Annotated in this window: 23 protein-coding genes and 4 pseudogenes; 15 read left to right on the top strand and 12 right to left on the bottom strand. The window is 52.2% G+C overall.

All coding sequences use genetic code 11. From position 1 onward, the window contains the following. Positions 1-150: pseudogene (locus OGY18_RS12640) on the bottom strand (IS5/IS1182 family transposase); the annotation flags it as partial. A 53-nt stretch (positions 151-203) separates the two neighbouring features. Between OGY18_RS12640 and ycgR the strand changes: the two are divergent. Beyond that, a complete protein-coding gene (gene ycgR / locus OGY18_RS12645) occupies positions 204-914 on the top strand; it encodes a flagellar brake protein YcgR (RefSeq protein WP_286553229.1) in 711 nt (236 codons plus the stop codon). Between the two features lie 11 nt (positions 915-925). On the opposite strand, the gene emtA is transcribed toward ycgR, so the two are convergent. After that, the gene (emtA, locus tag OGY18_RS12650; protein WP_003020914.1) at positions 926-1,537 is read right to left on the bottom strand and encodes a membrane-bound lytic murein transglycosylase EmtA; all 612 of its coding nucleotides are present in this window, start codon (positions 1,535-1,537) and stop codon (positions 926-928) included. 98 nt (positions 1,538-1,635) lie between these two features. Between emtA and ldcA the strand changes: the two genes are divergently transcribed. The 3 genes and pseudogenes from ldcA to OGY18_RS27535 form a co-directional block, all read left to right on the top strand. Next, the gene (gene ldcA / locus OGY18_RS12655) at positions 1,636-2,550 is read left to right on the top strand and encodes a muramoyltetrapeptide carboxypeptidase (RefSeq protein WP_286553231.1); all 915 of its coding nucleotides are present in this window, start codon (positions 1,636-1,638) and stop codon (positions 2,548-2,550) included. Positions 2,551-2,647: 97 nt separating this feature from the next. Further along, positions 2,648-3,844, top strand: coding sequence for a potassium/proton antiporter (locus tag OGY18_RS12660; protein ID WP_502873480.1), 1,197 nt, complete (start codon positions 2,648-2,650; stop codon positions 3,842-3,844). A gap of 3 nt (positions 3,845-3,847) precedes the next feature. After that, a pseudogene (locus OGY18_RS27535) lies at positions 3,848-4,348 on the top strand (TrkA C-terminal domain-containing protein); the annotation flags it as partial. On the opposite strand, the pseudogene OGY18_RS27540 reads toward OGY18_RS27535, so the two are convergent. From OGY18_RS27540 to OGY18_RS12670, 3 genes and pseudogenes are all read right to left on the bottom strand, one after another. Then, positions 4,322-4,435 (bottom strand): annotated as a pseudogene (locus tag OGY18_RS27540) (hypothetical protein); the annotation flags it as partial. The pseudogenes OGY18_RS27535 and OGY18_RS27540 overlap by 27 nt on opposite strands. Before the next feature lie 9 nt (positions 4,436-4,444). Further along, a pseudogene (gene dadX / locus OGY18_RS12665) lies at positions 4,445-5,514 on the bottom strand (catabolic alanine racemase DadX). Between the two features lie 12 nt (positions 5,515-5,526). Then, a complete protein-coding gene (locus OGY18_RS12670) occupies positions 5,527-6,825 on the bottom strand; it encodes a D-amino acid dehydrogenase (protein ID WP_003833553.1) in 1,299 nt (432 codons plus the stop codon). A gap of 322 nt (positions 6,826-7,147) precedes the next feature. Between OGY18_RS12670 and OGY18_RS12675 the strand changes: the two genes are divergently transcribed. Continuing rightward, on the top strand, positions 7,148-8,680 hold the full coding sequence (locus tag OGY18_RS12675; protein ID WP_003833557.1) for a SpoVR family protein: 1,533 nt from the start codon (positions 7,148-7,150) through the stop codon (positions 8,678-8,680). Between the two features lie 102 nt (positions 8,681-8,782). Here OGY18_RS12675 and fadR read toward each other — a convergent pair whose 3' ends face one another. Further along, positions 8,783-9,502, bottom strand: coding sequence for a fatty acid metabolism transcriptional regulator FadR (gene fadR / locus OGY18_RS12680; protein WP_003833559.1), 720 nt, complete (start codon positions 9,500-9,502; stop codon positions 8,783-8,785). Between the two features lie 236 nt (positions 9,503-9,738). On the opposite strand from fadR, the gene nhaB reads away from it, so the two are divergent. From nhaB to OGY18_RS12695, 3 genes are all read left to right on the top strand, one after another. Continuing rightward, positions 9,739-11,283 carry a Na(+)/H(+) antiporter NhaB gene (gene nhaB / locus OGY18_RS12685; protein WP_148361880.1) on the top strand — a complete coding sequence of 515 codons (1,545 nt, stop codon included), beginning with the start codon at positions 9,739-9,741 and terminating at the stop codon, positions 11,281-11,283. 141 nt (positions 11,284-11,424) lie between these two features. Then, positions 11,425-11,955 (top strand): disulfide bond formation protein DsbB, encoded by a 531-nt coding sequence (gene dsbB, locus OGY18_RS12690; protein ID WP_003844060.1) that lies wholly within the window; start codon positions 11,425-11,427, stop codon positions 11,953-11,955. 110 nt (positions 11,956-12,065) lie between these two features. After that, the gene (locus OGY18_RS12695) at positions 12,066-12,407 is read left to right on the top strand and encodes a TehB family protein (protein ID WP_003020940.1); all 342 of its coding nucleotides are present in this window, start codon (positions 12,066-12,068) and stop codon (positions 12,405-12,407) included. A gap of 29 nt (positions 12,408-12,436) precedes the next feature. On the opposite strand, the gene ycgN is transcribed toward OGY18_RS12695, so the two are convergent. The 3 genes from ycgN to OGY18_RS12710 all read right to left on the bottom strand — a co-directional run bounded on the left by ycgN (position 12,437) and on the right by OGY18_RS12710 (position 13,998). Further along, a complete protein-coding gene (gene ycgN, locus OGY18_RS12700) occupies positions 12,437-12,883 on the bottom strand; it encodes a cysteine cluster protein YcgN (RefSeq protein WP_003020944.1) in 447 nt (148 codons plus the stop codon). A 92-nt stretch (positions 12,884-12,975) separates the two neighbouring features. Beyond that, entirely contained in the window at positions 12,976-13,635 is a 660-nt protein-coding gene (locus tag OGY18_RS12705) for a fumarylacetoacetate hydrolase family protein (RefSeq protein ID WP_286553233.1), read from the bottom strand. A gap of 69 nt (positions 13,636-13,704) precedes the next feature. Next, positions 13,705-13,998: a YcgL domain-containing protein gene (locus tag OGY18_RS12710; protein ID WP_003833735.1), complete on the bottom strand. Its 294-nt coding sequence runs from the start codon at positions 13,996-13,998 to the stop codon at positions 13,705-13,707. Positions 13,999-14,124: 126 nt separating this feature from the next. On the opposite strand from OGY18_RS12710, the gene minC reads away from it, so the two are divergent. The 3 genes from minC to minE are packed head-to-tail and all read left to right on the top strand — an operon-like array spanning position 14,125 to position 15,938. After that, on the top strand, positions 14,125-14,832 hold the full coding sequence (gene minC, locus OGY18_RS12715; protein WP_003833736.1) for a septum site-determining protein MinC: 708 nt from the start codon (positions 14,125-14,127) through the stop codon (positions 14,830-14,832). A 23-nt stretch (positions 14,833-14,855) separates the two neighbouring features. Further along, a complete protein-coding gene (gene minD, locus OGY18_RS12720) occupies positions 14,856-15,668 on the top strand; it encodes a septum site-determining protein MinD (RefSeq protein ID WP_003020956.1) in 813 nt (270 codons plus the stop codon). A gap of 3 nt (positions 15,669-15,671) precedes the next feature. After that, on the top strand, positions 15,672-15,938 hold the full coding sequence (gene minE / locus OGY18_RS12725) for a cell division topological specificity factor MinE (RefSeq protein ID WP_003833739.1): 267 nt from the start codon (positions 15,672-15,674) through the stop codon (positions 15,936-15,938). Positions 15,939-16,024: 86 nt separating this feature from the next. On the opposite strand, the gene OGY18_RS12730 is transcribed toward minE, so the two are convergent. Continuing rightward, complete coding sequence (locus tag OGY18_RS12730) at positions 16,025-16,942, bottom strand: LysR family transcriptional regulator (RefSeq protein WP_003833741.1); 918 nt, start codon at positions 16,940-16,942, stop codon at positions 16,025-16,027. 103 nt (positions 16,943-17,045) lie between these two features. Here OGY18_RS12730 and OGY18_RS12735 point away from each other — a divergent pair, with 103 nt between their 5' ends. The 4 genes from OGY18_RS12735 to OGY18_RS12750 all read left to right on the top strand — a co-directional run bounded on the left by OGY18_RS12735 (position 17,046) and on the right by OGY18_RS12750 (position 22,187). Then, positions 17,046-18,128, top strand: a complete 1,083-nt coding sequence (locus OGY18_RS12735) for a tartrate dehydrogenase (RefSeq protein WP_126317861.1) — start codon at positions 17,046-17,048, stop codon at positions 18,126-18,128. A 251-nt stretch (positions 18,129-18,379) separates the two neighbouring features. After that, entirely contained in the window at positions 18,380-19,981 is a 1,602-nt protein-coding gene (locus OGY18_RS12740; protein WP_003833745.1) for a BCCT family transporter, read from the top strand. A 44-nt stretch (positions 19,982-20,025) separates the two neighbouring features. After that, complete coding sequence (gene yeaW / locus OGY18_RS12745; protein WP_003833746.1) at positions 20,026-21,150, top strand: carnitine monooxygenase, oxygenase subunit YeaW; 1,125 nt, start codon at positions 20,026-20,028, stop codon at positions 21,148-21,150. A gap of 71 nt (positions 21,151-21,221) precedes the next feature. Beyond that, the gene (locus tag OGY18_RS12750; RefSeq protein WP_003833748.1) at positions 21,222-22,187 is read left to right on the top strand and encodes a PDR/VanB family oxidoreductase; all 966 of its coding nucleotides are present in this window, start codon (positions 21,222-21,224) and stop codon (positions 22,185-22,187) included. A gap of 49 nt (positions 22,188-22,236) precedes the next feature. Here the strand turns inward: OGY18_RS12750 and rnd are convergent, their stop codons facing one another. Next, on the bottom strand, positions 22,237-23,352 hold the full coding sequence (gene rnd, locus OGY18_RS12755; protein WP_003833751.1) for a ribonuclease D: 1,116 nt from the start codon (positions 23,350-23,352) through the stop codon (positions 22,237-22,239). Positions 23,353-23,436: 84 nt separating this feature from the next. Continuing rightward, a complete protein-coding gene (fadD, locus tag OGY18_RS12760) occupies positions 23,437-25,122 on the bottom strand; it encodes a long-chain-fatty-acid--CoA ligase FadD (protein WP_126317858.1) in 1,686 nt (561 codons plus the stop codon). Positions 25,123-25,228: the final 106 nt, after the last annotated feature.

The following is a 25,228-nucleotide window of genomic DNA, read 5'->3' on the forward strand; positions in this document are numbered from 1 at the left end:
ATTGCCCGCCTTGGGATAAAACGGCTCGATGACAGCGGTCATATTCTGCCATGGCAGAATCTGCTCCATGCGGGAGAGGAAAATCTCTTTTCGGGTCTGACGGCGCTTAGTGCTGAATTCACTATCGGCGAAGGTGAGTTGATGGCTCATGATGTCCCTCTGGGATGCGCTCCGGATGAATATGATGATCTCATATCAGGAACTTGTTCGCACCTTCCTTAGCGGTGTTAGGTGTACTTCGGGACTTAAAGTCGCAGCAGGTTCCACTGCGTATCTCCTGGTCGGGCGGCCAGTTCATCAGCAAAGTTCTGGCCGTCAGCCCGGACGAGCTGGTCATGGATTTTGGCAGCCAGGAATATGAAAACCAGGCCGTACAGCGGGCCAGCCAGATCTCGATTATCGCCGAAACGCAGGGAGCCAAAGTAGAATTCACCCTGCCACAGCTGAAAAAAGGCGAGTATCAGCAACTGCCGGCGTTTATTTCATCCTTGCCGCCTTCTCTGTGGTTTGTGCAGCGTCGCGAATATTTCCGCATCGGTGCTCCACTGCACCCTCCCTATCGCTGCACGGCAAAAATGCCGGACAACAGCACGCTGTGCTTTCGCTTATTCGATTTATCGCTTGGCGGTATGGGCGGGCTGTTAGAAACGGCAAAACCAGAAGGACTGGTAGAAGGTATACGCTTCGCGCAGGTTGAACTGAATATGGAGCAATGGGGGGTGTATCACGTTGACGCCCAGCTCATTTCCATTAGCGAGCGCAAAGTTATCGACAGCAAAAACGAAACCATTACCACTCCCCGCCTGAGCTTTCGTTTTCTCAACGTCGGCCCGGCGGTGGAGCGGAACTTACAGCGGATTATTTTTTCCCTTGAACGTGAGGCCCGGGAAAAATCGAATAAGGTGCGAGAGTAAACTCACACGAACTACATCACATCCAGCGCTTGTTGAAGCTTCCAGATATAGCGCGGGGCCTGCGGCGCCGGATGATTGTCCGCAACATGTTCAATAAATTCATCCGGGCTGAGATCGTTGATCTTATTGATGGCTTTCTTCCTGTCGGAAGAGAACGTTCGCAGCAATGCGCCCGCGCCGTTGGCGTACGATACTACCAGCGCATACTGCATCACCTGCGGATCTTCAATCCCGGCCAGCGGCCCGGTTTCGAGAATACTCAGGTATGCGGCCCCCATGGAGATATTGCGTTCGGGGTTTTTCAACTCGCTGGTCGACGGCTCTCCGCTCCAACCCATGCGGCGATAAACATCGCGTCCTGAAGTTGAGGCTTTCAACTGCATCAGACCAATCGCATTGGACTTACTGACCGCATTCGGATTTCCGCCTGATTCAATGGCAATAATAGCGGTAATCAATTGTGGACTGACACCCCAGGCCGCACCGGCTTTTTCACTGATCGGCATCCATTGCATTGCGCGTTTAACCGGAACTTCAGCATTCCACGGCGGGTTTTTGTAATCATGTTTTGAACTACAGCCCGCAAGTAATACAACCAAAAAAGCAAACCATCTCAATTTCACGTCATCTATCCTTATAGCCGGAACCTGTCGCTGAGGTGACAACGACATACCTACGCGGCATGATATACATTTGGTTTTAGTTGTAGCAAGGAAATGCCATGTCCCGGTTTCACTTAATTGCCCCGTCGGGCTACTGTATCAATCAGCAGGCTGCCTTACGTGGGCTTGCGCGTCTTACTGAGGCCGGTCATCAGGTCGACAATTCAGCAGTCATTGCGCGCCGCTGCCAGCGTTTTGCAGGTACAGAGGCAGAAAGGCTTGCTGATGTTAACTCGCTCGTTAATCTGAAAACCCCCGATACTATTGTGATGGCGGTACGCGGCGGCTATGGCGCGAGCCGTTTACTGGCAGAAATTGACTGGCAGGGGCTGGCAGCCCGCCAGCAACAAGATCCGTTGCTGCTGTGCGGACACAGCGATTTTACGGCGATCCAGTGTGGTCTGCTGGCACAGGGGAATGTGATTAGCTTCAGCGGCCCGATGCTGGCGGCGAACTTCGGCGCCGAAGAAATGAACGCATTCACCGAGTACCATTTCTGGCAGGCTTTGCGTAATGCCCAATTTACCCTCGAATGGCAGGGTGAGGGTCCGCAGTGCGCAACTGAAGGTACACTGTGGGGCGGAAATCTGGCGATGATCATTTCGCTGATGGGTACACCGTGGATGCCGGCTATCAAAAACGGCATTTTGGTGCTGGAAGACATTAACGAGCATCCATTCCGTGTCGAGCGTATGCTGCTGCAGCTGTACCACACCGGAATACTGGCCCAGCAAAACGCCATTATTCTTGGCAGTTTTAGCGGTAGCGCACCCAATGATTACGATGCCGGTTACAATCTTGATTCAGTTTGTGATTTTCTGCGCGCCAGATTGTCAGTACCGTTGATCTGCGGCCTCGATTTTGGCCATGAACAACGCACTGTCACCTTGCCTTTGGGAGCCAATGCGGTGCTGAAAAATGATAAAAACGGCACTCAGCTCACCTTAAGTGGGCATCCGGTACTAAAATCGTAAAAAAAGCGGCTAATAGGGCTAAGTAAAACGCTGTTTCTGTCGTTATTATGGTAGGGTTTATTAATACGAAACAGCGTAATTCAGGAGTAACCGAACGTTGGATGCCGCAGCAATTATTAGCCTTTTTATTTTGGGTTCCGTTCTCGTCACCTGCAGTATCTTACTCAGTTCATTCTCATCACGTCTCGGTATCCCAATTCTGGTGATATTTCTCGCTATCGGTATGTTAGCGGGCGTGGATGGTATAGGCGGCATACCTTTCGATAACTATCCATTCGCCTACATGGTGAGTAACCTGGCACTGGCGGTTATCCTGCTCGACGGCGGGATGCGCACCCAGGCCAGCTCTTTTCGCGTTGCGTTAGGCCCGGCGCTATCGTTGGCGACGGTCGGTGTGCTGATTACTTCCGGACTCACCGGCATGATGGCCGCGTGGCTGTTTCATCTGGATCTTATCGAAGGACTCCTGATTGGCGCGATTGTTGGTTCAACCGACGCCGCGGCGGTCTTTTCCCTGCTTGGCGGTAAGGGGCTTAACGAACGCGTTGGCTCTACGCTGGAAATTGAATCCGGCAGTAATGACCCGATGGCCGTGTTTTTGACCATCACGCTCATCGCCATGATCCAAAACCACGAGACCGGTTTAAGCTGGATGTTCGCGGTGCACATTATCCAGCAGTTTGGCTTAGGCATCGTTATCGGTCTGGGCGGTGGATATATGCTCCAGCAGATGATTAACCGCATTTCTCTGCCTGCCGGACTGTATCCGCTATTGGCGTTAAGCGGTGGGATCCTGATTTTTGCCCTGACCACTGCGCTGGAAGGCAGCGGTATTCTGGCGGTTTATCTGTGTGGTTTCCTGCTGGGTAATCGCCCTATTCGCAACCGGTTTGGCATTCTGCAAAACTTCGACGGTCTGGCATGGCTGGCGCAAATCGCCATGTTCCTGGTGCTCGGACTGCTGGTTACGCCATCCGACCTGCTGCCTATCGCAATCCCGGCACTGATTTTGTCTGCGTGGATGATATTCATTGCCCGCCCGCTTTCGGTCTTCGCGGGACTGATGCCGTTTCGTGGCTTTAATCTGCGCGAGCGCATTTTCATCAGTTGGGTGGGTCTGCGCGGTGCGGTACCCATCATCCTCGCCGTCTTCCCAATGATGGCGGGTCTGGAGAACGCGCGCCTGTTCTTTAACGTCGCCTTCTTCGTGGTACTTATCTCGTTGCTGTTTCAGGGAACGTCGCTTTCATGGGCTGCTAAAAAAGCCAAAGTGGTGGTCCCTCCCGTCGGCTAGCCCGTGTCGCGCATTGGTCTGGATATTCATCCGGATAACCCGTGGGAGCAGTTTGTTTATCAGCTCAGCGCGGATAAGTGGTGTGTGGGCGCCGCACTGCGCGACCTGCATATGCCGGAAGAAACGCGAATAGCCGCCCTGTTTCGTGACAACGTGCTGTTTCACCCCTCCGGCAGTACGCGTCTTCGCGAAGGCGATGTATTGTGTGTTATTGGCCGCGAGCGCGATCTCCCGGCTCTTGGCAAGCTGTTCAGCCAGTCGCCACCTGTGTCGTTAGACCAGCGCTTCTTCGGTGATTTTATTCTTGAAGCCAGCGCAAAATATGCCGATGTGGCACTGATTTATGGCCTGGATGATGGCACCGAGTATCGTGATAAGCAGCAAACGCTGGGTGAAATTGTCCAGCATCTGCTTGGTGCCGCGCCGGTCGTCGGTGACCAGGTGGAATTCGCTGGTATGATCTGGACGGTGGCCGAGAAGGAAGATAATGCAGTGCTGAAGGTTGGTGTTCGCGTTGCTGAAGATGAGGATGAGTAAAGCGGATGTTTTTGCCGGGTGGCGGCTGCGCCTTACCCGGCCTACAAAATGCACTAAATAAAGTTACACCGTCACAACTGGCACGCGCAGCGCCAGAGAACACATTAACTCGTAGCCTACCGTACCTGCGGCGGTGGCCACATCGTCAATTTTAATCTCTTTGCCCCACAGCTCTACCGGCGTCCCGATCCCTGCCTGCGGGCACGGTGTCAGATCTACCGCCAACATATCCATTGAGACTGTCCCCACCGTCCCGGTACGTACACCATCCACCAGCACAGGCGTTCCGCTTGGCGCATGGCGTGGATAACCGTCTGCATAGCCGGTCGCTACAATGCCAATGCGCTGCTCGCCGCTGGCAGTGTAACGTCCACCGTAGCCCACCCGATCGCCAGCTTTCAGCGTTTGTATGCCGATTATCTCGCTGCTCAAAGTCATCACTGGCTTCAGGCCGGTGTTAGCGATGTCTCGCCATTGTCCCGAAGGCGATGCGCCATACAAAATAATGCCCGGACGAACCCAGTCATAATGCGCTTCAGGGTGCCACAGCGTGGCGCCGAATTCGACAGCGATCGTCTGCACTCCAGCCCTTCAGTTGCCTGCGCAATACGCGCCATAGCTTCCTGAATACCTTCCGGGTGCTCTGCATCGGCAAAATGCGACATCAGCGTCATTTCACCGACGTTGGGCATCGCCCGCAGCTGTTGCCAGACCGTGGGAACTCTTTCCGGTAAAAACCCAAGCCGGTTCATACCACTGTTCACCTTCAGGTAAACATCGAGCGGTGCCTTCAGACGCGCATTCTGCAATGCTTTTAGCTGCCAGTTACTGTGTACACAGGTGGTTAGTCGATAATTGTCATATACAGTCAGGTCTTCAGCGTGGAAAAACCCCTCCAGCATGAGTATCGGGCCTTTCCATCCACGCTCGCGTAGGGTTATCGCCTCTTCAAGATTGAGCATGGCAAAACCATCGGTTGTGCCCAACGCATTCCAGACGCGTTCAATACCGTGTCCATACGCATTGGCTTTTACCACCGACCAGACGCGGGCGTCCGGCGCGGCCTGGCGGGTAATGGTCAGATTTTGTTTCAACGCCTGCAGGTCAATGCTGGCCAGTATCGGGCGGGTCATCTCACGTCCTTATCAGTTATGTGCGCCATGTAAATGCCGTGGACGAGAGGGGGTAAACCCCGGACTGTAACGCGCCACGCTCAGATCGTCATAAGGTATGGCTGGCGTGCGGCCAGAAAGGATATCGCTCAGCAGCTGACCGGAGCCGCAGGCCATGGTCCAACCCAGCGTGCCGTGGCCGGTATTGAGCAGCAGATTCTTAAAGCGGGTGCGCCCCACCACCGGCGTTCCGTCCGGCGTCATCGGACGCAGTCCGGTCCAGAAGGTTGCCTGTTCCACATGACCGCCGCGCGGGAAGAGATCGCGTACGACCATTTCCAGCGTTTCACGACGAGGTTGTAGCAGTTCTGTATTAAAGCCGACAATCTCCGCCATACCGCCTACGCGAATACGATTGTCAAAGCGGGTAATAGCGATTTTGTAGGTTTCATCAAGGATAGTAGAAACCGGCGCACCGTCGTCTTGCGCCACCGGAATGGTCAACGAATAGCCTTTGAGCGGATAGACCGGGATATCAACGATCCCTTTCAGCATTGCCGTGGAGTACGAACCAAACGCCATCACATAGGCATCGGCTTTAACTATCTCTTCGCCGCACTGGACGCCATAAATCTGCTCACCATCGCTCAGCAGCTTATCGACCGGGGTATTAAAGCGAAACTTAACGCCTGCCTGCTCCGCCATCTGCGCCAGACGCTGGGTAAACAGCTGGCAGTCGCCGGTTTCATCATTCGGTAAGCGCAGACCACCGGTCAGTTTGTGCGCCACTTCTGCCAGTGCGGGTTCGACTTCCGCCAGACGGTTTGCTTCCAGCAGTTGATATGGCACGCCAGCGTCTTCGAGCACGGCGATGTCGCGAGTGGCGTTCTCATACTGTTGGGCAGTACGGAAAAGTTGCAGGGTTCCGCCCTGACGTCCTTCGTACTCGATACCGGTAGAGGCGCGCAGCGCTTTCAGGCAATCACGGCTGTATTCCGCCAGCCGCACCATGCGTCCTTTATTTTCCATATAGTGGCTGGTGTCGCAGTTGCGCAGCATCTGCCACATCCATTTCAACTGGAACTGGGTTCCGTCAAGACGGACGGCCAGCGGAGCGTGGCGCTGAAACATCCACTTAATTGCTTTTAGCGGTACGCCTGGTGCCGCCCATGGTGCTGCATAACCTGGAGAGATTTGCCCCGCGTTCGCCGCACTGGTTTCCAGTGCCGGACCGGGCTCACGATCAATGACGGTGACATCGTGTCCAGCCTGACTTAAGTACCAGGCGCTGGTCACGCCAACGACACCACTTCCCAGTATGACAACTCGCATAGCCACTCCGTTAACAGTAAAAGAACAATCATCTAATTACATCTTGATAACTCAGTTGAAAATATTATTCAACATATGGCTTTTTTATGGTGACTTACCTCACATATAGCGGTGATGGCTGGGGACTCTCCGCTTTGGCATCTCCTGCTGTGCGTTATTTTTATCCAGCATAAAATTTTGCGGCCATGCCATTTTTCGACGCCTCGCTAACGTGAAATCGCAAAGAAAAAATTTCTGCCGCAGCACGTTTTTTAACACCATGATCTATGCTTGACATGAGGTACTCCAGACAGAGAGTGCCGCCAACAATGAGGGTGCGCGAATGGCTACGATTGATTCCATGAACAAGGACAGCACACGGTTAAGCGATGGACCCGACTGGACGTTTGATCTGCTGGATGTCTATCTGGCAGAGATAGACCGCGTGGCGAAACTCTACAGACTGGACACCTACCCGCACCAAATCGAGGTGATCACCTCCGAACAGATGATGGACGCTTACTCCAGCGTCGGGATGCCGATCAACTATCCTCACTGGTCGTTTGGTAAAAAGTTTATTGAAACCGAGCGCTTGTATAAACATGGTCAGCAGGGGCTGGCCTATGAGATCGTTATCAACTCCAATCCGTGTATCGCGTATCTGATGGAGGAGAACACCATCACCATGCAGGCGCTGGTGATGGCGCATGCCTGCTACGGACACAACTCCTTCTTCAAAAACAACTACCTGTTCCGAAGCTGGACGGATGCCAGTTCCATTGTCGATTACCTGATCTTCGCGCGAAACTATATAACCCAGTGTGAAGAGCGTTACGGCGTGGATGAAGTCGAAAAGCTGCTCGACTCCTGCCATGCGCTGATGAACTATGGCGTTGACCGTTACAAACGCCCGCAAAAAATCTCCCTACAGGAAGAGAAAGCCCGTCAGAAAAGTCGTGAAGAGTATCTGCAAAGCCAGGTGAATATGTTGTGGCGCACGCTGCCGAAGAAAGAGGAAGAGAAAACCGTGGCGGAAGCCCGGCGTTATCCCTCTGAGCCACAGGAGAACCTGCTGTACTTCATGGAGAAGAATGCCCCGCTGCTGGAGTCCTGGCAACGCGAAGTGTTGCGCATTGTACGCAAGGTCAGCCAATATTTTTATCCGCAGAAACAGACGCAGGTGATGAACGAGGGCTGGGCCACTTTCTGGCATTACACCATCCTGAACCACCTTTATGATGAAGGTAAAGTCACCGAACGGTTTATGCTGGAGTTTCTGCATAGCCATACCAATGTGGTATTTCAGCCGCCCTACAACAGCCCGTGGTATAGCGGGATAAACCCTTATGCCCTGGGGTTTGCCATGTTCCAGGATATCAAACGTATTTGTCAGTCGCCGACCGAGGAGGACAAATACTGGTTCCCGGATATAGCGGGTTCCGACTGGCTGGAAACCCTGCATTTCGCGATGCGCGACTTCAAAGATGAGAGCTTTATCAGCCAGTTCCTGTCACCGAAGGTGATGCGTGATTTCCGTCTGTTCACCGTGCTGGATGACGATCGTCACAACTATCTGGAAATTTCAGCGATTCATAACGAGGAAGGATATCGTGAGATCCGCAACAGGTTGTCGTCGCAATACAACCTGAGCAACCTGGAGCCGAATATTCAAATCTGGAATGTCGATTTGCGTGGCGACCGTTCGCTCACCTTACGCTACATTCCGCATAACCGCGCGCCGCTGGATAAAGGACGCAAAGAAGTGCTCAAGCACGTACACCGGCTTTGGGGTTTTGACGTGATGCTGGAGCAACAGAATGAAGATGGCAGCGTGGAGCTGTTGGAGCGTTGCCCGCCAAGGATGAACGGTCTGTAAATCTTATTACCGGAGGCAGTGTAAACACCATATCCGGCCTACGAAGTGCACGTATTGTAGGCCGGATAAGACGCTTTGGCGTCGCCATCCGGCATGGAGCGATTAACGGCCCTGAATAGCTAAGTCGCCCGGCAGGCTCTTTTGCATGCGATGCCAAATTTCGCCACTGTCGTGACCATAGCGGCGCACCGTTTCATACACCTGCTCATGAGCGCCCTGCTCGCAGAGTTCTGACAGTTTACGGTAGAAGCTCAGCGCCAGCGCGCGCGCTTCCGGATTGGCAAAATAATGACGACCAATGCGGGTATATAATCCTTTCATACCGTTGAGGATCAAACCGTAAATCGGATTGCCGGAGGCAAATGCCAGACCGCGAAAAATGTTATAATCCAGATCGGCAAATGCGTCAGCGTGGTCGGCCACCTGATTTGCCGTCGCCAGAACCTCCTGTGCTTTATCAGGATGCTGGCGAAACGCAGTACGAACAAAGATCGTCGAAATATTGGTACGCACAGACAGCAGATTATCAATCAACTGCGGGACACTCTCGTGATCGAGACGCGCCAGCGTTTCAAGAATATTCAGCCCGGAGGTTTCCCAGAAGTTATTCACCTTCGTCGGTTTGCCGTGTTGAATGGTCAACCAGCCATCTCGCGCCAACCGCTGCAATACTTCGCGTAGCGTGGTACGTGTCACCCCAATAAGTTCGGAGAGTTCACGTTCAGCGGGCAAAATAGTGCCAGGTGGGAAGCGGTTATTCCAGATACTTTCAATGATGTACTCTTCCGCGAACCCAGCCGGGCTTTGCGCCTTAATGACCATAGTAAAAATTCCATTACACAGCAAAACATAGTTACACACATCATACCAGATGGGTATCTTAGCTGATAGCTGACGCAATGAAGAAAAAGTGGATCAAGGCTTCATTTTCCAAATAACGCTACAGTACAGCCAACCTTGTCAGTCTCGTGAATAGCTTGCCTGTACTCCCTCCTCCCGCTAAGCTTTGCGGTCAAACATAAAAACATGATTTCATTTTTAAAGGTAGGGAAATCACCATGGAGCTATCATGGGGCCGCGCGATGTGGCGCAATTTTTTAGGTCAATCACCAGACTGGTACAAACTTGCACTGCTTGTCTTCTTAGTCGTCAACCCGATTATTTTTTTCATCAACCCTTTTATCGCCGGCTGGTTGCTGGTGGCCGAGTTCATTTTCACGCTGGCGATGGCGTTAAAATGCTATCCACTGCTGCCAGGCGGGCTGTTGGCTATCGAAGCTGTCATTATTGGCATGACCAGCGCCACGCATGTGCGTGAAGAGGTTGCCGCAAACCTTGAGGTGTTATTGCTGCTGATGTTTATGGTGGCAGGCATCTACTTTATGAAGCAGTTATTACTGTTTATTTTCACGCGTCTGCTGCTCACTATTCGCTCCAAGACGCTGCTGTCGCTGTCTTTTTGTGTTGCAGCCGCTTTCCTCTCGGCGTTCCTCGATGCGTTGACCGTCGTGGCCGTGGTGATCAGCGTTGCGGTCGGTTTTTATGGTATCTACCATCGCGTTGCTTCTTCTCGCGCGGAAGACAACAACATGCTCGATGACAGCCATATCGATCAGCACAATAAAGTCGTACTTGAGCAGTTCCGCGGTTTTCTGCGTAGCCTGATGATGCACGCGGGTGTCGGTACGGCGTTAGGCGGCGTGATGACCATGGTGGGCGAACCACAAAACCTGATTATCGCCAAAGCAGCTGGCTGGCATTTTGGTGACTTCTTCCTGCGCATGTCGCCTGTCACCGTCCCGGTACTGATTTGCGGCCTGTTAACCTGTGTGCTGGTCGAAAAATTACGCTGGTTTGGCTATGGCGAAACGCTGCCGGAGACCGTCCGTGATGTCCTGCAACAGTTTGACGATCAGAGCCGCCAACAACGTACCCGTCAGGACAAAATCAAACTGATTGTCCAGGCGATTATTGGCGTCTGGCTGGTCGTTGCTTTGGCCCTGCACCTGGCAGAAGTCGGATTGATCGGTTTGTCGGTCATCATTCTGGCAACCTCGTTGACCGGCGTCACCGACGAACATGCGATAGGTAAAGCCTTTACCGAGTCGCTACCCTTCACCGCGCTGCTGACCGTGTTCTTCTCTATTGTCGCGGTGATTATCGATCAACAGCTCTTTTCGCCGATAATTCAGTTTGTTTTGCAGTCTTCTGAGCATGCTCAACTGACGCTGTTTTATCTCTTCAACGGCCTGCTGTCTTCGATCTCTGATAACGTTTTTGTCGGCACTATTTACATTAACGAAGCCAAAGCCGCACTGGAACAAGGGACTATCAGTCTCAACCAGTATGAGCTGTTGGCGGTGGCAATCAATACCGGGACCAACCTGCCTTCCGTGGCCACACCAAACGGCCAGGCCGCATTCCTGTTCCTGCTGACCTCTGCACTGGCGCCATTAATTCGCCTCTCTTATGGTCGCATGGTGTGGATGGCTCTGCCTTATACTCTAGTCCTGACGCTTGTCGGTCTGCTTTGCGTCGAGTTCTCGCTTGTCCCGGTGACCGAGTGGATGACCCAATCGGGCTGGTTAGCTACACTTTCATAACAATTAACCGGGCAAATCACTGCCCGGTTTGACTTTTTGCATGATAAATATCCGATTACGCAAATTTTCAATTCCCGCTAGTGGCGCATAAAGTGAATTGGTTTAAACTGCGGTCTCTACGCATGTTGCAGGGAAATGATTATGTTGCGATTTTTAAACCAGTGCTCCCGAGGTCGTGGAGCATGGTTATTGTTGGCGTTAACCGCCTTTGCGCTGGAGCTCGTCGCGCTGTGGTTCCAGCACGTCATGCTGCTAAAACCTTGCGTGTTGTGTATTTACGAACGTAGCGCATTATTCGGCGTGATGGGTGCAGGGCTGGTTGGTGCTATCGCGCCAAAAACACCGCTGCGCTATGTGGCGATGATAATCTGGATTTACAGTGCCTGGCGCGGACTTCAGTTAGCGTATGAGCACACCATGATTCAGCTGCACCCATCACCGTTTATGACCTGTGATTTTGCCGCACGCTTCCCAAGCTGGCTGCCACTGGACAAATGGCTGCCGCAGGTGTTTTTAGCGTCCGGTGACTGTGCTGAGCGCCAGTGGTCTTTTTTAACCCTGGAAATGCCGCAGTGGCTGTTGGGGATCTTCGCCGCCTACCTGGTGGTCGCCGTGCTGGTGGTGATAGCACAGCCGTTCAAGCCGAAAAAACGTGACCTCTTCGGTCGCTAATAGAGACGCTCCTTCGGGAGCGTTTTTTTTGCCTTAAATTCATTGCCTGCTGGCATCTATAAGATGTATATTAAATACATCTTATAGATGCCACACCAAGGAGATGTCTTATGTCCCATTTACGCATCCCGGCAAACTGGAAAGTTAAACGCTCTACTCCCTTCTTTACCAAAGACAACGTCCCTGCAGCACTGCTTTCTCACCATAACACTGCAGCAGGCGTTTTTGGCCAGCTTTGTGTGATGGAAGGTACGGTAACGTATTACGGCTTTGCCAATGAAGACGCAAAAGAGCCTGAAGTAAAAGTGGTGATTAATGCCGGTCAGTTTGCGACCAGTCCACCGCAGTATTGGCATCGCGTTGAATTAAGCGACGACGCTCAATTCAACATCAATTTCTGGGTTGAAGATGACAACCATGGAGATGAGATGTATCAGGCGAAAAAGTCTTAAGCCTTAACGCCTGCTAATCGATGGGCGGCTTAGTCCGCCCATGAAGGTTTGTTCAGAATATGATCCTGCCAGTCACGCACTTCCGATTCTTTCACCGCAATATGACGTACTGAAATACGTTCACCGTGCATCGCCGCTTTTGATCCCGTCAGCAGTGGATGCCACTCCGGCAGCCCTTTACCTTCCGCTAGCAGACGATACGCACAGGTCATCGGCAGCCATTCAAAGGTAGGCAGATTATCGCGCGTCAGTTTGATACAGTCAGGCTCGTACTCGAATCGACGTTCGTAATTACGGCACTGACAGGTTTTGATATTGAGCTGCTTACACGCGACGTTAGTAAAATAGATTTCGTCGGTGTCTTCATCCATCAGCTTATGCAGGCAGCATTGACCACACCCGTCACATAATGACTCCCACTCGGCATCGGTCATTTCATCCAGGGTTTTACTTTGCCAGAAAGGTATGTCGCTCATCAGGGTATCCGCTATTGCAATAAAGCTGCACCTTATAACCAGTCTGGCACGCTGATGCAAGTTTTGCCGCCCGAAAAGGCGGCAAGAAGAGATTACAGCACGCGTGTCGTCAGCGTTTGACCATGAAAACTGATAGCCAGTTCATCACCGCTGTTTAACGGCCCAACGCCCGCTGGCGTCCCCGTCAACACAACATCGCCCGCTTTGAGGGTAAAGAAACGACTCATGTAGGCAATCAAAGGAACGATTTGATGGATCATATCCGCCGTGGTGCCGTGCTGACGCTGTTCACCGTTGACCGTTAATCCGAGCATCGTATCCTGTGGATCGCCGTTAAACTCCGCCACCGGAATAAACCCTGACAGCGGGCAAGAGTTATCAAAACCCTTCGCTTTTTCCCATGGCTGCCCCGCCTTCTTCATTTTGCCCTGAATATCACGCAGGGTCAGATCCAACGCGACGCCATAGCCCGCGATGGCTTTGCGCACATGTTCTTCCGTCGCCTGACGTAAGGTCGCGCCAATCAAAACAGCCAGCTCAACTTCATGGTGAACCGAACCCATATCAGATGGGATAACCAGCGGCTGACGCAAATCGCACAGCGCGGTTTCCGGTTTAATAAACAGCACCGGCTCTTCCGGAGGCGTTCCACCCATCTCTTTAATATGGTTGGCATAGTTACTCCCTACGCAAACCACCTTACTCACCGGATAATCCAGCAGAGCACCATACCAGTTATGATGTTGATACATTACTTTCCCCTAACGTAGTTATCAATTTCAGGTACTGCATCGATGGGGCGTGCTGCTGCCGGATGCAGTTTAACGTTTATCGTCTGGTGTATTTTGTTTCGTCGCGGCCAGATGCTGTTTAAGTAAATCTTCTGGCGGCGGTGGTATTTGTAAATAATAGCCCTGCTCGGTGAGTGCCTGTTTTACTTTTTCCAGATCGGCATTAACCAGCTTTTTACGGCCATCAAGCGGCAACATCATTGCCAGCGTCGGCTGACCAAATCCTTTCATCAGTTCTTCAGGAACTCGCGAGAAATCGTCTTTTTTTTCGACATATAAATAGGTCTGGTCACGTTTACTGCTTCGGTAGATCACACAAAACATATCTTTTACTCTGAATTCACGGAATGGTGGCTTGCCTCAATATAATACTGACTATAACATGCCTTATAGTCTTCGGAATATCACCCCGCGCTGGGGATGATAAATAGCAAATTGAGTAAGGCCAGGATGTCAAACACGCCAATCGAGCTTAAAGGCAGTAGCTTCACCTTATCAGTGGTTCATTTACATGAAGCAGAACCCGAGGTTATTCGTCAGGCGTTGGAAGACAAAATCGCGCAGGCACCTGCTTTTTTAAAACATGCTCCCGTAGTGGTTAACGTGAGTGGTCTTGAAAGCCCGGTAAACTGGTCAGCGCTGCAGAAGGTTGTCGCGTCTACCGGATTGCGCATTATCGGCGTTAGCGGATGCAAAGACGCCAGACTCAAGGCTGAAATCGACGAAATGGGTCTTCCTTTACTGACTGAAGGTAAAGAAAAAGCTATTCGTCCTGCGCCCGTTGAGGCCCCGGCTCCCGTCGCTCCGCCACAAAACGTTACTCCCATCACAAAAACACGATTAATAAATGTGCCGGTTCGTTCCGGTCAGCGCATTTATGCACCACAATGTGATCTGATTGTTACAAGCCACGTCAGCGCAGGCGCAGAGCTTATCGCTGATGGCAATATTCATGTTTATGGAATGATGAGAGGCCGTGCGTTGGCAGGCGCAAGCGGTGACCGGGAAGCGCAAATTTTTTGTACCCATCTGACGGCAGAACTGGTGTCTATCGCAGGTGTTTATTGGCTGAGTGATAAAATCCCAGCAGAATTTTATGGCAAAGCGGCACGTCTGCAATTAGCAGAAAACGCTTTGACAGTTCAACCGTTGAATTGATCCCTTTTTAACAAGGAATTTCTATGGCACGCATTATTGTTGTTACTTCGGGTAAAGGGGGCGTTGGCAAAACCACCTCCAGCGCGGCCATCGCTACAGGTTTGGCCCAGAAGGGAAAGAAAACTGTCGTTATTGATTTTGATATCGGCCTGCGTAATCTTGATCTGATTATGGGTTGTGAACGCCGCGTCGTTTACGACTTCGTCAACGTTATTCAGGGCGATGCGTCGTTAAATCAGGCGCTAATCAAAGATAAGCGTACCGAAAATCTCTTTATTCTTCCGGCCTCACAAACTCGCGATAAAGACGCGTTGACGCGTGAAGGCGTCGCGAAAGTTCTGGACGATCTGAAAACGATGGAATTCGACTTCATCGTCTGCGACTCTCCGGCGGGTATTGAAACCGGTGCGCTGATGGCCCTCTATTTTGCCGATGAAGCGATTATTACCACCAACCCGGAAGTCTCCTCTGTACGTGACTCTGACCGTATTCTGGGTATTCTGGCGTCGAAATCTCGTCGCGCGGAAAACGGTGAAGATCCAATTAAAGAGCATCTGCTGCTTACGCGCTACAACCCTGGCCGCGTAAATAAAGGTGACATGCTGAGCATGGAAGACGTACTGGAAATTCTGCGAATCAAGCTGGTTGGCGTGATTCCTGAAGATCAGTCAGTCCTGCGCGCGTCTAACCAGGGTGAGCCGGTTATTCTCGACATCAATGCTGATGCCGGTAAAGCCTATGCTGATACCGTAGACCGTCTGTTGGGAGAAGAACGTCCTTTCCGCTTCATTGAAGAAGAGAAGAAAGGTTTCCTCAAACGCCTGTTCGGAGGATAAGTTATGGCATTACTGGATTTTTTTCTCTCGCGGAAAAAGAGCACAGCGAACATCGCTAAAGAGCGACTGCAGATTATTGTTGCGGAACGTCGTCGTAGTGACGCCGAGCCACATTATTTACCGCAGCTGCGCAAGGATATTCTCGACGTTATCTGCAAGTATGTACAAATTGATCCCGAAATGGTCACGGTACAACTTGAACAAAAAGACGGCGATATTTCGATCCTCGAACTTAACGTGACATTACCTGAAGCGGAAGAGTCTAAATAAGCTCTTTTGTCACTAAATCATGGTTACGAAAAAGGCAGATTATTCTGCCTTTTTTATTTTCTATCTCTGACTAACCTATCGAGCATTTATTCCAAAGTAAACTTTGGGTAGTTTTCGGCAAAATAGCGGCGCAAATACTCAACCGTAATACGGATTTTTGCCGACGTCGCCAGCCGGGAGACATAAACCGCCCATATATTGGCGGGTTGATAATACTCAGGCAATATATGCACCAGATGTCCGCTGGCAATGTTGTCGCAAACGTCCCACCACGAACGCAAAGCAATTCCCTGCCCATCCAGACACCATTGATGTACCACTTCGCCATGGTTAGACGACAGCGGCCCCGTAACCTTTATTGAGTGTGCGCCCTCTTTATTACGCATTTGCCAGATACCAAACGGATGGTCGCGTTCTTTAATAACCAGGCAGGGAAATGTAGAAAGATCGTTCAGTTGTTTCGGCACTCCATGCTGCGCCACAAATTCCGGCGAGGCGCACAGAATACGGTAGTTAGTCGCCAGCTTGCGGGCAATCAGGTTCGGCGCGATATCATCCCCGATACGAATATCAAGATCGACGCCCTCATTGACCATATCTACCAGACGGTCTTCAACATCGAACCTCAGTTCTAACTGCGGGTACTCTTTTGCCAGCGCAGACAGCGCCGGAGCGACCACCCGGCGGCCAAAACCAAAGCTACTGATAATTCGTAGCATCCCCTGCGGGATCTGCCTGGCATCGGACAGCTCGTCCATCATCTGATCGACATCCTGCAGGATCCGCTGTGCCCATTCGTAGATCCGCTCCCCCTCTTCCGTGATGGTTACGCGCCGCGTTGTTCGGTGCAACAGCACCACGTTCAGCGTTTGTTCCAACAGGGCAACGCGCTTACTGATAAAAGCCGGAGATACGCCCAGCTCTTCGGCAACGGCGGCAAATCCCGCACGACGGGCAACCAGCATAAAGACGCGTAAATCATTTAACAGCGGCAGATTATTCATGATCTGTGTTTTATGTTTCACCAGTTAGGGGGATTAACTATTAATCAGTCAATTATAGGATACGGGGAAAGTCAATTTTGATGGCGTACAAGTGAGAGCTGCTATGAAGAAAACCTGTCGTATTGCCGCTATCCCCGGAGATGGCATTGGTAAAGAAGTCCTGCCTGAAGGCATTCAGGTGTTGCAGGCAGCCGCCGAGCGTTGGGGGTTGTCACTCAGCTTTGAGCAAATGGAATGGGCCAGCTGCGAGTACTACGCCCATCACGGGAAGATGATGCCGGATGACTGGCATGAGCAGTTACAATCCTTCGATGCTATCTATTTTGGTGCCGTTGGCTGGCCGGAAACCGTACCGGACCACATCTCATTATGGGGTTCACTGCTTAAGTTTCGCCGCGAATTCGACCAGTATGTCAACCTGCGCCCGGTACGCCTGTTTCCAGGCGTACCTTGCCCGCTGGCAGGCAAGCAGCCTGGCGACATTGATTTCTATGTGGTGCGCGAGAACACCGAGGGAGAATACTCTTCACTCGGCGGACGCGTAAGCGAAGGTACAGAACACGAAGTGGTTATCCAGGAGTCGGTCTTCACCCGTCGCGGCGTGGATCGTATATTGCGTTACGCTTTCGAGCTGGCGCAAAACCGCCCGCGCAAAACCCTGACCTCGGCGACTAAATCCAATGGACTGGCCATCAGCATGCCGTACTGGGACGAGCGCGTGGAAGCAATGGCGGCTAACTATCCCGAGATCCGTTGGGATAAACAGCATATTGATATACTCTGCGCCCGCTTTGTGATGCAGCCGGAGCGTTTTGACGTGGTGGTTGCCTCCAACCTGTTTGGCGACATCCTTTCCGATCTGGGTCCAGCCTGTACCGGAACGATTGGCATTGCGCCTTCAGCCAACTTAAACCCGGAACGCACCTTCCCGTCCCTGTTCGAGCCAGTACACGGTTCGGCCCCCGATATCTACGGCAAGAACATCGCCAACCCTATAGCGACTATCTGGGCTGGCGCCATGATGCTCGACTTCCTTGGCAACGGTGATGCCAACTATAAAGCCGCCCACGACGGTATTCTGGCAGCAATTGAACAGGTTATTGCCAGCGGCCCGAAAACGCCAGATATGAAAGGCAACGCCACCACCCAACAGGTAGGTGAAGCCATCGCTCAGGCACTGCGTTAGAGGTCAAACCACGAAATATGAGCCGCGTCACTGACGCGGCTTTTTTATGCGTTTTATGTCGCCAAAAACCTGCGCCAATTCACCTTTTATTATTTCCGTTCCGTGTTTTATTGCTTCACGTATCGGGCAATTGTTTAATTCATGTAAAGAACAAATAATAAAATTGTTAAATACAAAATCACTAATTCCCTACAGCATGATAACAACGACAGGCTAATGCCATACGCGGGCAACTGTGCCCAGGAGATCCCATGTTGAGCAACGTAAAGAAAAAAGACATGCCGCTGATAGCCATCAGTCTGGTGGCTATTCTTTTCATCGCCGCCACACTTAGTCTCTTCCCTCAGCAGTCTGCACAAGTCGCAAATACCCTTTTTAACGGCGTTACCCGGATGCTGGGTTCCGCCGTGCAGATCCTCGTTCTGATGGCGATGGGTCTGGTCGTCTGGCTGGCCACCAGCAAATACGGCAACATTCGTCTGGGAGAAGGAAAAGCGGAATACAGCACGCTGTCCTGGCTGTTTATGTTTATTTGTGCCGGACTAGGCTCCTCCACGCTCTACTGGGGCGTTGCTGAGTGGGCCTATTATTACCAGACCCCGGGTCTGAATATTGCACCGCACTCGCAAAAAGCGCTGGAATACAGCTTACCCTACTCCTTTTTCCATTGGGGGATCAGCGCCTGGGCAACCTACACTCTTGCTTCATTAACCATGGCCTACCACTTTCATGTGCGGAAAAACAAAGGGCTGAGCCTGTCCGGAATTATCGCAGCTATCACCGGTGTGCATCCGCAGGGCGTCTGGGGCCGCCTGGTTGATTTGATGTTCCTAATCGCCACAGTTGGTGCGTTAACCATCTCTCTGGTTGTCACCGCCGCCACTTTTACCCGCGGTTTGTCTGCCCTCACGGGTTTACCGGATAACTTCACCGTTCAGGCGTTTGTGATCCTATTCTCTGGCGGTATTTTCTGCCTTAGCTCCTGGATTGGCATCAATAACGGTTTGCAGCGCCTGAGTAAAATGGTCGGTTGGGGGGCGTTTTTACTGCCGCTGCTGGTGCTTATCGTCGGCCCGACCGAATTCATCACCAATAACATCATCAACGCCATTGGTCTGACGACACAAAACTTTTTGCAGATGAGCCTGTTCACCGATCCACTTGGCAACGGTGAGTTCACCCGCAACTGGACGGTGTTCTACTGGCTGTGGTGGATCTCCTACACCCCTGGCGTGGCAATGTTTGTCACTCGCGTATCCCGTGGTCGCAAAATCAAAGAGGTTATCTGGGCATTAATCTTAGGTAGTACCGTTGGCTGCTGGTTCTTCTTTGGCGTGATGGAAAGCTACTCCATTCACCAGTTTGTGAACGGTGTGATCGACGTACCGCAGGTTATGGCCACGCTAGGCGGCGAAACAGCCGTACAGCAAGTGTTGATGTCGTTGCCTGCCGGGAAACTGTTCCTGGTGGCGTATCTGGCGATCATGATTATTTTTCTCGCCTCGCATATGGATGCCGTCGCCTACACCATGGCGGCCACCAGCACGCGTAACCTGCAGGAAGGGGAAGATCCGCAGCGTAGCTTACGTCTGTTCTGGTGCGTAGTCATCACCCTGATCCCCTTATCGATTTTATTCACCGGCGCGTCCCTGGAAACCATGAAGACCACGGTGGTTCTGACCGCACTTCCCTTCCTCGCCATTCTGTTGGTGAAGGTTGGCGGTTTTCTTCGTTGGGTACGGCAGGACTATGCCCACGTTCCTGCGCATCAAATTGAAAGTCATCTTCCCGAAACGCCAGTTAACGCCCCCGTTGCGCCACCGGCCGGGACATTACTCAAAGGCGACAATTAAGCGCCAGTAAAAAATCCTCTTACTCACAAATTAAAGGTATTCCAATGAGCAATCTGAGCCCTGAGTTTATTCTGCCGCAAAATTTCTGTGCCAACCCGCAGGACGCCTGGACTATCCCTGCCCGGTTCTATACTGACCATCAGGCCTTCGAGCACGAACAAGAGAAAGTGTTTGCTAAAAGCTGGATTTGCGTCGCCCACAGTAGCGAGCTGGCAAAGCCCAATGATTATGTTACCCGGGAAGTGATTGGCGAGAACATCGTGCTGGTACGGGGTCGCGATAACGTGCTGCGCGCGTTCTACAACGTTTGCCCGCATCGTGGTCATCAGCTGTTGAGCGGCGAAGGGAAAGCGAAAAATGTAATTACCTGCCCTTACCACGCATGGGCGTTCAAACTTGACGGCAATCTGGCGCATGCGCGTAACTGCGAAAATGTCGCCAACTTCGACAGCGAAAAAGCGCACCTTACTCCTGTACGTCTGGAAGAGTATGCCGGATTCGTGTTTATCAACATGGATCCGAACGCGGGCAGCGTGGAAGAACAACTCCCAGGTCTTGCAGACAAAGTTATCGAAGCCTGCCCTGATGTGCATGACCTGAAGCTGGCGGCGCGCTTTACGACCCGAACTCCAGCCAACTGGAAGAATATTGTCGATAACTATCTGGAGTGCTACCACTGCGGCCCGGCTCACCCTGGTTTTTCCGACTCGGTTCAGGTTGATCGTTACTGGCATACTATGCACGGCAACTGGACGCTACAATACGGTTTCGCCAAACCGTCAGAGCAGTCATTTAAGTTCGAAGAAGGTGTTGATGCCGCCTTCCACGGTTTCTGGCTGTGGCCGTGCACCATGCTCAACGTTACGCCAATCAAAGGCATGATGACCGTTATCTATGAATTTCCAGTGGATGCAGAAACTACGCTGCAAAACTATGACATTTACTTCACCAACGAAGAGCTGACCGAAGAGCAGAAACAACTGATCGAATGGTATCGCAACGTCTTTCGTCCTGAAGATTTACGTCTGGTAGAAAGCGTGCAAAAGGGGCTGAAATCGCGCGGGTATCGCGGTCAGGGCCGCATTATGGCCGACACCAGCGGCAGCGGTATCTCCGAACATGGCATTGCCCATTTCCATAATCTGGTCGCGCAGGTGTTTCAGGAATAACCAGAGGCTGTAACGACAGGTTCCGGCGCATCGTTAAGCCGCGCCGGACAGATTTTTTAGGGAGTGCCGCAATGTCTGATTATCAAATGCAAGAAGTCCGGGTCAGTCGGATTGAGACCATTACCGCGCAGGTAAAACGCTTCACCCTAATGGCGACCTCAGGCCAGCCGTTGCCTGCGTTTCAGGGTGGCAGCCATATCATCGTGCAGATTCGCGATGGCGAGAATCTATACAGCAATGCGTACTCGCTGATGAGTTCACCCTTCGATACCAGCGCCTGGCAAATCGCCGTACGACTGGAAGAGGCGTCCAAAGGCGGCTCACGTTATCTGCATCAAAAGGTGAAACCCGGCGACACGCTCACGATTTCTACGCCTAACAATCTGTTCGCCCTCGCCCCTCAGGCACAACAACATCTGTTGATTGCCGGAGGTATCGGCATCACACCGTTTTTATCGCAGATCCCGGAGCTGGAACACTCTCAGGCAGAATGGCAGCTACATTATTGCTCTCCCAGTCAGGACAACTGCGCGTTTTATGACGAACTCCTGCAGCACCCCAGCGTCGATCGTATTCATCTGCATCTGTCAAGCGCAGGAACCCGCCTTGATTTATCTCGCCTGCTGGCCGATGTCGAACCCGGCACACATATTTACACCTGCGGGCCAGCAGTGCTCAACGATGCCGTCAGAGAAGCGGCTTCCCTCCATAGACTGGACAGCAATACGCTACATTTCGAACAATTTGCGCTGGAAGATAAAAGCGGTGATGCCTTTACCCTGGTGCTGGCGCGTTCAGGACGCGAGTTTGTGGTCCCGGAAGAGATGACCATTTTGCAGGTTATCGAAAATAACAAAGCCGCGCGCGTTGAGTGCCTGTGCCGGGAAGGCGTGTGCGGCACCTGCGAAACAACGATTCTTGAAGGGGAAGCGGATCACCGCGATCAGTATTTCAGCGACGACGAAAAAGCCAGCCAGCAGAGCATGCTCATTTGCTGCTCTCGCGCCAAAGGTAAGCGCCTGGTGCTTGATTTGTAGCGTTGCGCAGGCCGGGTTAGCAATGGCGCAACCCGGCGAGCCTGGTGACTTACTGCGGATATTCCTGCAGCAGCGCGTTGAGACGATCGGACATCAGTTCGCCACGCCAACCGGAAACCAACTCCGGCAGGGTCTGCTGCGGCTTTAATTTCCAGTGCCAGTTGAGTAGCTGGTTGATTTGACGGCGTGAAGCCAGCAGTTCGACGCTAAGATTATGCTCAGTACTCACCTCGGCAACCAGCGCCTTGATGGCTTTGAACGCTTTGCGGTATCCTGGCATATCCATCAAATTCAGCAGCGGCTGTGGCAGTGATTCTTCCGGTAAAGCCTGCGCTTTTTCTACCAGAGAAATCAGCGTTTTGCCATGGAAGCGAATTTCACTACCGGAAAGGCCTAGGCTGTCCAGTTCACCCAGACTCCCCGGCATATAACGAGCGACCGACCACAGGTGTTCTTCACGCACCACAAAGTTCACTGCCAGATCGCGCTCACGTGCTTTACGCAGTCGCCAGTCGGCAAGCAGTTGCAAGCAGGCCAACTGCCGGGTACGCAGCTGCCAGGCGTTAGTGATATCGCGCCATGCGTCTTCAGGCGCCAGAACCTCCTGGCGACGCTGCTGCATTAAGCGGCATTCGTCCAGTGCGGCTGGCAGCCAGCCGCTGGCTTCAGTTTCAACCATCAGTTTTGTAGTGATCGGTAATAGATACCAGACATCAGCCGCCGCGTACTCACACTGACGCTCGGTCAGCGGTCTGGCCAGCCAGTCGGTGCGGGATTCGCTTTTGTCCAGCGCCACCCCCGTAAACTCTTCCACCATCGCGGCAAACCCCCACGACAGCGGACGACCGCAAAAAGCAGCCAGAATTTGTGTATCAATCAACGGCTGCGGCAGTTCGCCAAAAGCGTTGAGAAACACTTCCAGATCTTCGCTACCCGCATGCAGGAATTTGGTGATGGCAGTATCACGCAGAATATCGCGCAGCGGCGACCAGTCGGTGATCCCCTGCGGATCAATCAGAGCAACGTGTTTGCCATCAAACAGCTGGATCAGCCCCAACTGCGGATAATAGGTACGCGTGCGAACAAATTCTGTATCCAGGGCTATCGCCGGAAATTCACGGACGGCTTCGCACAGCGTGGCCAACGCGTCGTCCGTGGTGATCATTTGATAATTCAAATCGTGCTCTCTTAGGTTTGCGCCAAAAAAAACGCCGGATTACCCGGCGTTTTCTACTGGCTGACTTAACGCTCAGCCTTTATTGTCCACTTTGGCACGCGCTTCGTCACGTAATTCTCGTCGCAAAATTTTACCAACGTTAGATTTCGGCAACTCATCGCGAAACTCCACCAGCTTCGGTACTTTATAGCCCGTCAGGTGACGACGACAGAAAGTGACCAGCGCTTCATCGGTTAACGAGGCATCTTTCTTCACCACGAAAATTTTCACCGCTTCACCGCTGCTGCCGGACGGAACCCCAACCGCAGCCACTTCCTGCACGCCAGGGTGTTGCATAACCACGTCTTCAATTTCATTAGGGTAGACGTTAAAGCCGGACACCAGGATCATATCTTTCTTACGATCGACAATACGCAGAAAGCCTTCGTCATCCATCACCGCAATATCGCCAGTGTGCAACCAGCCGTCTTTGATGATTTCGTCAGTGGCGTCTGGTCGCTGCCAGTAGCCCAGCATCACCTGTGGACCTTTCACACACAGCTCACCCGGTTCTCCCGGTGGCACTTCGTTGTCGTTGTCGTCCACCAGCTTGACCTCAGTGGAGGGAACCGGTAAACCGATACTTCCGCTGTGGTAGTCAATATCGTGAGGGTTAACACTCACCAGCGGGGCGCACTCCGTCAGGCCATAACCTTCCAGAAGATACTGCCCCGTCAGCTTCACCCAGCGTTCAGCTACCGCTTGTTGAACCGGCATTCCGCCACCTGCCGAGAGATGCAGTGACGAGAAGTCCAGTTGCTGGAACTCTTTGTTATTCAGCAGCGCGTTAAACAGCGTATTGACGCCGGTCATCGCGGTAAACGGATACTTCGCCAGCTCTTTTACCAACCCCGGAATATCACGCGGGTTAGTAATCAGCAGGTTTTGACCGCCTAGCTCAATAAACAGCAGACAGTTCATCGTTAGCGCAAAAATGTGATACAGCGGTAACGCCGTCACCACCAATTCTTTACCCGGATGCAGCAACGGACCGTAGGTAGCATGAACCTGCTCAAGGTTAGCCAGCATGTTGCGGTGCGTGAGCATCGCGCCTTTCGCCACGCCGGTTGTCCCGCCGGTATATTGCAGGAACGCCAGATCTTCCGACACCACTTCGGGTTTCACATACTGCATGCGGTAACCGTTTTGCAGCGCACTGCGAAACGAGATGGCATCCGGCAGGTTATATTTCGGCACCAGCCGTTTGATATACTTGACGACAAAGTTAACCAGCGTTCCTTTGGCGGTCGACAGCTGATCGCCCATACGCGTCAGGATCACGTGTTGCACAGACGTTTTGTCGACCACCTTTTCCAGCGTATGAGCAAAGTTAGATACGATGACAATCGCCGACGCGCCGCTATCGTTGAGCTGATGTTCCAGCTCGCGAGGCGTGTAAAGCGGGTTAACGTTCACGACGATCATGCCGGCACGTAAAATCCCAAACAGTGCGACCGGATATTGCAGCAGGTTCGGCATCATCAGCGCGACGCGATCGCCCTTTTTCAGCCCCAGGCCTTGTTGTAAATAGGCCGCAAATGCCCGGCTCCGCTCTTCAAGCTTGCGGAAGGTCATCACCTCCCCCATGTTTACAAACGCGGGCTGATCGGCATACCGTCTTACTGAGTGTTCAAAGAGTTCCACCAGGGATTGATAACGGTCAGGATTGATCTCCGCAGGAACACCAGCGGGATAACGGTTAAGCCAAACCTTTTTCAATACATCACCTCTAAAATGCGTATTCGTCGTCATCACAACCCCAGGCAATAAACAAACTGTTAACATAATATTAACTCAGCGTACCAGTTTGTTTATTACACAACGA

This window comes from Citrobacter sp. Cpo142 (genome assembly GCF_030332425.1).
GTDB lineage: Bacteria > Pseudomonadota > Gammaproteobacteria > Enterobacterales > Enterobacteriaceae > Citrobacter > Citrobacter portucalensis.

Excerpts from the sequence above, each read along its gene's own strand:
- ldcA (WP_286553231.1), top strand. The coding sequence starts at position 1,636 with ATGTCCCGGTTTCACTTAATTGCCCCGTCGGGCTACTGTATCAATCAG.
- OGY18_RS12670 (WP_003833553.1), bottom strand. The coding sequence starts at position 6,825 with ATGCGAGTTGTCATACTGGGAAGTGGTGTCGTTGGCGTGACCAGCGCC.
- OGY18_RS12675 (WP_003833557.1), top strand. The coding sequence starts at position 7,148 with ATGGCTACGATTGATTCCATGAACAAGGACAGCACACGGTTAAGCGAT.
- fadR (WP_003833559.1), bottom strand. The coding sequence starts at position 9,502 with ATGGTCATTAAGGCGCAAAGCCCGGCTGGGTTCGCGGAAGAGTACATC.
- nhaB (WP_148361880.1), top strand. The coding sequence starts at position 9,739 with ATGGAGCTATCATGGGGCCGCGCGATGTGGCGCAATTTTTTAGGTCAA.
- dsbB (WP_003844060.1), top strand. The coding sequence starts at position 11,425 with ATGTTGCGATTTTTAAACCAGTGCTCCCGAGGTCGTGGAGCATGGTTA.
- OGY18_RS12695 (WP_003020940.1), top strand. The coding sequence starts at position 12,066 with ATGTCCCATTTACGCATCCCGGCAAACTGGAAAGTTAAACGCTCTACT.
- ycgN (WP_003020944.1), bottom strand. The coding sequence starts at position 12,883 with ATGAGCGACATACCTTTCTGGCAAAGTAAAACCCTGGATGAAATGACC.
- OGY18_RS12705 (WP_286553233.1), bottom strand. The coding sequence starts at position 13,635 with ATGTATCAACATCATAACTGGTATGGTGCTCTGCTGGATTATCCGGTG.
- OGY18_RS12710 (WP_003833735.1), bottom strand. The coding sequence starts at position 13,998 with ATGTTTTGTGTGATCTACCGAAGCAGTAAACGTGACCAGACCTATTTA.
- minC (WP_003833736.1), top strand. The coding sequence starts at position 14,125 with ATGTCAAACACGCCAATCGAGCTTAAAGGCAGTAGCTTCACCTTATCA.
- minD (WP_003020956.1), top strand. The coding sequence starts at position 14,856 with ATGGCACGCATTATTGTTGTTACTTCGGGTAAAGGGGGCGTTGGCAAA.
- minE (WP_003833739.1), top strand. The coding sequence starts at position 15,672 with ATGGCATTACTGGATTTTTTTCTCTCGCGGAAAAAGAGCACAGCGAAC.
- OGY18_RS12730 (WP_003833741.1), bottom strand. The coding sequence starts at position 16,942 with ATGAATAATCTGCCGCTGTTAAATGATTTACGCGTCTTTATGCTGGTT.
- OGY18_RS12735 (WP_126317861.1), top strand. The coding sequence starts at position 17,046 with ATGAAGAAAACCTGTCGTATTGCCGCTATCCCCGGAGATGGCATTGGT.
- OGY18_RS12740 (WP_003833745.1), top strand. The coding sequence starts at position 18,380 with ATGTTGAGCAACGTAAAGAAAAAAGACATGCCGCTGATAGCCATCAGT.
- yeaW (WP_003833746.1), top strand. The coding sequence starts at position 20,026 with ATGAGCAATCTGAGCCCTGAGTTTATTCTGCCGCAAAATTTCTGTGCC.
- OGY18_RS12750 (WP_003833748.1), top strand. The coding sequence starts at position 21,222 with ATGTCTGATTATCAAATGCAAGAAGTCCGGGTCAGTCGGATTGAGACC.
- rnd (WP_003833751.1), bottom strand. The coding sequence starts at position 23,352 with ATGATCACCACGGACGACGCGTTGGCCACGCTGTGCGAAGCCGTCCGT.